This window comes from Ursidibacter sp. B-7004-1, assembly GCF_053654055.1.
Genome location: NZ_JBSIUP010000095.1, coordinates 1 through 410 on the forward strand (window position 1 = coordinate 1; position 410 = coordinate 410).

1 protein-coding gene is annotated in these 410 nt (G+C 43.2%); it reads left to right on the top strand.

The genetic code is table 11. The features are described from left to right. Positions 1-410 (top strand): hypothetical protein (locus ACWIW0_RS11380; protein WP_454453406.1); only part of this gene is annotated, 410 nt, incomplete at both ends.

The following is a 410-nucleotide window of genomic DNA, read 5'->3' on the forward strand; positions in this document are numbered from 1 at the left end:
GGTGCGGTGGTTGAAAGTGAAGGCACACTGCGAGCAGAGGGCAAAGATATCACTATTACAACCCTTAATCTCAAAAATAAAGAACATTACAAGGGTGACGCAGATAACTATTATCGCTTAGACCAAAAATCAGAGGCAGGTAGCCAAGTTACGGGTAAAAATGGTGTAACGCTGGTGGCTGAAAAAACGGTTAATTTACGTCAAACAAGCCTAGGCAGTGCAGACGGAAATATGACTATCACAGCCAAAGAAGGGAATGTCAATATTGAAGCAGGACGAGCCGAAGAGCAACTGGCAACCAGTTCAAAATCGACCTCTAAAGGATTATTGAGTAAAACCACCGAAATCAATCGCCACGAACACAACACAACGAATGCTGTGGGGAGTGAATTAGATGGTAAGAATATCAC